4 protein-coding genes and 1 tRNA gene are annotated in these 6000 nt (G+C 70.7%); 1 reads left to right on the top strand and 4 read right to left on the bottom strand.

All coding sequences use genetic code 11. From position 1 onward, the window contains the following. The first annotated feature begins 85 nt into the window (after positions 1-85). Positions 86-2491, top strand: a complete 2406-nt coding sequence (locus tag AC1DP0_RS02025) for a phosphoketolase family protein (RefSeq protein WP_478082226.1) — start codon at positions 86-88, stop codon at positions 2489-2491. 186 nt (positions 2492-2677) lie between these two features. Here the strand turns inward: AC1DP0_RS02025 and AC1DP0_RS02020 are convergent. From AC1DP0_RS02020 to AC1DP0_RS02005, 4 genes are all read right to left on the bottom strand, one after another. Beyond that, positions 2678-2753 (bottom strand) — tRNA-Lys (locus tag AC1DP0_RS02020). Positions 2754-2949: 196 nt separating this feature from the next. Then, a complete protein-coding gene (locus AC1DP0_RS02015) occupies positions 2950-4569 on the bottom strand; it encodes an alpha/beta hydrolase (RefSeq protein ID WP_478082225.1) in 1620 nt (539 codons plus the stop codon). Positions 4570-4764: 195 nt separating this feature from the next. Further along, positions 4765-5349: a hypothetical protein gene (locus AC1DP0_RS02010; RefSeq protein ID WP_478082224.1), complete on the bottom strand. Its 585-nt coding sequence runs from the start codon at positions 5347-5349 to the stop codon at positions 4765-4767. Positions 5350-5391: 42 nt separating this feature from the next. Beyond that, the gene (locus AC1DP0_RS02005) at positions 5392-5973 is read right to left on the bottom strand and encodes a hypothetical protein (protein ID WP_478082223.1); all 582 of its coding nucleotides are present in this window, start codon (positions 5971-5973) and stop codon (positions 5392-5394) included. Positions 5974-6000 lie beyond the last annotated feature (27 nt).

Genomic DNA, 6000 nt, shown 5'->3' with positions numbered 1-6000 from the left:
CCACTGCTCTGTCCCGGCCCTTGCCAGCCCGGCTGCGGTCCGTGAGGCTCGACGGGACGGACGACTCCCCACGAGAGGCCCTGCTGTGACGACGACGAGCACGACGACCGCGACCTCCGTGCCGGCCCCCACCGCAGACGAGATCGCCGCGATGGACGCGTGGTGGCGGGCCAGCAACTACCTGACGATCGGGCAGATCTACCTGCAGGACAACGCGCTCCTGCAGCGTCCGCTCGTGCCGGACGACATCAAGCCGCGCCTGCTGGGGCACTGGGGCACGAGTCCCGGCCTGTCCTTCGTCTACACCCACATGTCCCGGGTCATCCGGCACACCGGCCAGGAGACGATCTACCTCACCGGCCCGGGGCACGGCGGTCCCGCGCTCGTCGCGGCCGGTTATCTCGAGGGCACCTACTCCGAGGTCTACCCCAGGGTGACGTGTGACGCCGACGGGGTGCGGCGCCTCTTCCGGCAGTTCTCCGCGCCGGGCGGCATCCCGAGCCACGTGTCGGTGACCACCCCCGGCTCGATCCACGAGGGCGGCGAGCTCGGCTACGTCCTCGTCCACGCGTTCGGGGCGGTCATGGACAACCCCGACCTCCTCGCGCTCGCCGTCGTCGGGGACGGGGAGGCCGAGACCGGCCCGCTCGAGGGCTCGTGGAAGGGGATCTCCTTCCTCAACCCGCGCAGCGACGGCGCCGTGCTGCCGGTCCTGCACCTCAACGGCGCGAAGATCGCCGGCCCGACGGTGCTCGGCCGCAAGGACCCGGCGGAGGTGCGCAGCCTGCTCGAGGGCCACGGCTACGACGTCCTGGAGGTCGAGGGTGATGACGTGCCGGGCATGCACGAGCGCTTCGCGCGGACGCTCGGAGTCGCCTACGACCGGATCCGCGGCATCCAGCGGGAGGCGCGCGCAGACGGCTGGACCATGGGGGAGCGCCCGCGGTGGCCGCTCATCGTGCTGCGCACGCCGAAGGGGTGGACGGGCCCCGCGGAGGTCGACGGAGTCAAGGTCACCGGCACGTGGCGCTCGCACCAGGTGCCGCTCTCGGGGGTCAAGGACAACCCCGACCATCTCGCGCTCCTCGAGACGTGGATGCGGTCCTATCGACCCGAGGAGCTCTTCGACGAGTCCGGCAAGCCCAGCGCCGTTGTCCTGCAGGCGAACCCGGAGGGCGACCTTCGCATGAGCGCGTCACCGCACGCCAACGGCGGCGTCCTCACGACCGAGCTCGACATCCCGGACTTCCGTGGCTACGCCCGGGACGTGCCGTCGCCGGCGAGCACTCGTGAGGAGTCGACGCGCGCGATCGGCGAGCTGATGCGAGACCTCTACGTGCGCAACCCGACGACGTTCCGCCTCTTCAGCCCCGACGAGACGAACAGCAACCGGGTGGGCGCCGTCTTCGACGTCTCCGACCGGATGACGGCCGAACGGGTCACCGACGAGGACGTCAAGCTCTCGCACGACGGCCGGGTGATGGAGGTGCTGTCCGAGCACTCGTGCCACGGCTGGCTCGAGGGCTACACCCTCACCGGGCGCCACGGGCTCTTCGCGACGTACGAGGCGTTCGCCATGGTGAGCGCGTCGATGACGGTGCAGCACAGCAAGTGGCTGCAGGAGGCCAACAAGCTCGACTGGCGCGCGAAGGTGCCGAGCCTCAACATCCTGCTGACCTCCACGGCGTGGCGCAACGACCACAACGGCTTCTCGCACCAGGGGCCGGGGCTCATCCAGACCGTCCTCAACGCGCGCGGCGAGGTGTCGCGCGTCTACCTGCCCCCGGACGCGAACTGCCTTCTCTCCGTTGCCGATCACTGCTTCCGGTCGAAGAACTACGTCAACCTGATCGTCATCGACAAGCAGCCGCAGCCGCAGTGGCTGAGCATGGACGACGCCATCGCGCACTGCGCTGCCGGGGCCGGCATCTGGGACTGGGCGGGCACCGACGACGGTGACCGTGACCCCGACGTCGTGCTCGCCTGCGCCGGTGACGTCGTGACGATGGAGGTCGTGGCCGCGGCCCAGATCCTCAAGGAGAAGCTGCCGCAGCTGCGGGTCCGCGTCGTCAACGTCGTCGACCTCATGACGCTGCCCCGGGCGCGAAGCCACCCGCACGGCATGGACGACGTTCGCTTCGGCGAGCTGTTCACCGACCACGTCGACGTCGTCTTCGCCTTCCACGGCTACCACGGCGCGATCCACCAGCTCGTCCACGGGCGTCCGGAGGCCGACCGCTTCCACGTGCGCGGCTTCAGCGAGGAGGGCACGACGACGACGCCCTTCGACATGGTGGTGCGCAACGGGGTCGACCGTTACCACCTCGTCATGGACGCCATCAACAACGCCGGCCGGCAGGTCCGCGGGTCCAGCGACGTCAAGAGGTGGTGCGAGGCGCAGCTGGCCGAGCACGAGGACTACATCGTCGAGCACCTCGAGGACATGCCGCAGGTGCGCGACTGGGTCATGACGACGGTCGTCGAGGACTGAGCCACGGGAGAAGCGGGCGTATGCCGTCCGGCGCCTGAGTCGGTCGACACACCATCGAGCCAGCCGCACCTCGTGTTCAGTGTGCGGCTGTGCCTGAGGCGTGCGTATGCCGGGTGGTGCGCCCGTGCGGGCGTGACCCGGGTCGTAGCGGACGGCATACGACGCGCGTTCGTCGAGACAACCGTGTGGTGGGCCCCGTCGGGCTCGAACCGACGACCGGCGGATTAAAAGTCCGATGCTCTACCGACTGAGCTAGAGGCCCGGGGCGGGAGGTCAGGTCGGAACGACGGACGTGTGGTTCCGGCGAGACGCCACCCGCGCCCAGTATGCCGCAGGCGGGCTACTCGTCCCGCATCGACGTTCGGTCGTTCGGCGGGGCAGCTCCGGGACCGCGTAGCCAACAGGCCGTACGTGCCGGGAGAGGCGGCGACCGGGCCGGGGCCCGGACGCCGCCATCGTCACCGGGTGCTCAGCGCGGCCCCCAGCAAGGCGTGGCTGGACCCTGAGGCGGCTGCCCCCGAGGCAGCTGCCGACGGGTCGGGCTGGGGCACCGGGTCACACTGCACGTCGGAGCGACGACCGGGTCGGCGGTCGGGCAGCTCGCCCGTGGCGAGGTAGGCCGCGATCTTGTTGTCCGTGCAGGCCACGCCCGAGAGCGAGCCGGCGTGCGTCGTCCCGCCGACGCCCTCGATGAGGACCGACTTCGGGAAGAGGGACCGCACCTCGAGGCTGCCCTCGAAGGGGGTGGCTGCGTCGTGCGTCTCGTCGATGAGCAGGATCGGCGGCGCGTGCCGCCCGGACACCTTCACCGGCTCGGCCGACTTGCCCGACCAGGTGCGGCACGGCGCGTTGAACCACGCGTTGGCCCACGTCACGAACGGCGCCTTGGCGTACACCCGCCAGTTGTCCCGCTGCCAGACCGACCAGCTCTTCGGCCACGGCGCGTCGGTGCACGACGTCGCGAGGTAGATCGCGTAGCCGTTGTCGGCGCCCGGTCCCTGCGGGTTGGCGCTGTCCCAGAGCGTCTTGATCTTGCTGTAGTCGCCGTGGTTCACCGCTGCCGAGAAGGCGTCGGCGATGTCGGTCCAGCCGTAGACGTAGTAGCCGGCGGAGAGGAACACGTCGGTCCACTCGTCCGGCCCGATCGTCCCCCCGGCCTGCGGGTGCCCTCGGAGCTGGTTCAGGATCCGGTAGTAGGTGCGCTCGACGGCGTGGCCGTCGTTGCCCAGACCGTAGACGTCGTCGTGCTTGGCGACCCAGTCGAAGTAGATGCCCATGTTCGTGTCGAAGGCGTAGTCCTGGTCGAGGTTGGCCTGGTACCAGACCCGCCGCGGGTCGACGTTGCTGTCGAGGACGAAGCGGCGAACCCGGTCGGGGTGCAGGGTCGCGTAGACCTGGCCCAGGTAGGTGCCGTAGGAGAAGCCGTAGAAGTTGATCTGCTTCTGCCCCAGCGCGATCCGGATGCTCTCCATGTCGGCGACGTTGTCCGTGGTCTTCAGGTGGTCGAGCAGCCGACCGCCGGCGGCCGTGCAGGCCTTGGCGTAGTTCTTCGTCCTGGTCAGCCACGCGTTCTCGAGCCGGGAGTTCACGGGCACGTAGAACGGCCGGTCATAGCCCGTGTAGTTGCCGTTGCACGACAGCGCCGGGACGCTGGACCCGACCCCACGCGGGTCGAAGCCGATCCAGTCGTAGGACTTGCCCGCGTTGTTCGGGATGAACCCTTGGAGGATGGAGTACACGAGGCCCGATCCACCGGGGCCGCCGGGGTTGACGAGCATGACGCCCTGGTATGCCGACTGCGGGGTCGTGTGCGTCACCCGGGAGACGGCCAGCTGGATGAGGGTGCCGTGGGGGTGCGCGTAGTCCAGCGGCACCGTGACCATGCCGCACTGGGCGCCATAGCGGACGAGCGTCGGGTTCGTACAGGATCCCCAGCTGATCGGCGGCGGGACATACGGCGTCGACGCGCTGTCGGCGGCTGTCGCGACGCCGCCCGAGGCGGCCTGCGCCGGGGCGGAGACGACGGCGGCGCTGACGGTCAGCGCTGCGGCCGCGACGACGGTGATGAGTCGTTTCATGATGGTTCCCCTATGAGCGACCTGTGGCGGCGGACGTCGCCACCCACCAATGTCGCACCGTCGGGAGCGGGGTGGACGGGGTTCGCGCACCTGTTTCGGGCCGTCCTGGGGCAGAAGCCCGGCATGTCACGACAAAGGCCGTCACCCATCGACGGCGCGTGCCCATCGACCGGGGATACCAGCGGCAGCAACGGCTCAGGTGCGACGCCCGACGACCCAGTCCTCGAGCGTCCCGTCGACGCGGTCCCGTATCACCAGGGCCCAGACGAGGACCGAGGCGGCGAACTCGCCCATCGGTGCCACCGCGGCCACGCCGTCACGCACCGCGGCGAAGCTCGGACCGTCGGTGGGTCGGCGGAAGCGTAGCCGCGGGGAGTCGAGCACTGCCGCGCGCGCGGCCTGAGGGAGGTTCTCGACGGTCGCCGGTCGTGTTGCGGCGACTGCCTGTCGCCGACGGGTGGCGCGCAGTCGGAGCAGGCCGCCGACGGTCACGCCGACGGCCGAAGCGGCCAGCACGACGGCAGCCCCTCGAACGATCTCGGACCCGGAGGCCGGCGCGAGCCTCGTGACCGCAGCCGCACCGGCGGCGAGAGCGAGGGCCGCGGCGAACGGCCACGCGAGTCGCCACCGCGCCGCGTCACGCTTCAGCCGTTCCTGCTCGTAGAGGCGGGCGGCCCACTCCCGGACGGCGAAGACCGGGAAGTCGGAGTCGACCTGCGCCCAGCGGCTGGTGGCCGGAAGCACCGGCTGGGTGCGGCGCGCCTGACGTTCCTCGCGCATCGAGAGGCCCCTGTCTGGTTTGTCACGTTTTGCGGCTCCAGACTAGCGACGTTCCCCGGGTTCGGAGGGATCGGAGCCGCTGGCAGCCCCCAACGTGGTGCGCAGTCGACCGCGAGCGGAGTCGACCACGGCCCGCCGTGCCCTGAACTGGTCGGGTCCGCCGTCCGCGGGCGCCGCGAGGTCGGCTCCCACCGCCTCGACCAGAGTGCGCAGGAGCTCGCGGACATCCGTGGCGTGCCCGGCGCGAGCGGCATCCGGTGCGCTCGTCGTCAGGGTGTGGAAGGTCGCGTCGGTCTCGAGCAGTCGGGGTTGCGCGGCCGTCCAGATCGACTGGGCCTCAGCGGTGCTCGTCCGGGACAGGACCTGTGGGGTGAGTGAGTCCTCGACCCACGACGCCTCCTGCTCCGCAGCGGCGAGTCGCTCGTCCCAGGCGCGGACCTGGACCTGCGCACGGCGACGTTGGAGCAGGAACCAGGCCACGGCGCCGAGCACGACGAGCGCGAGCAGCAACCACGGCCACCAGGTGGTGCCGCTGGTGGGCGCCGCCGTCGGCACGGCCTCGGGCGTCGGCGTCGCGGTCTCACTCGGGGACGGGGTGGCGGTGGCGGTTGCCGTCTGTGTCACGGTCGCCGTCCGGGTCTCCGTGTGAAC

This window comes from Terrabacter sp. P5_B1, from assembly GCF_056400505.1.
This window is presented reverse-complemented; position numbering and strand designations above follow the sequence as displayed.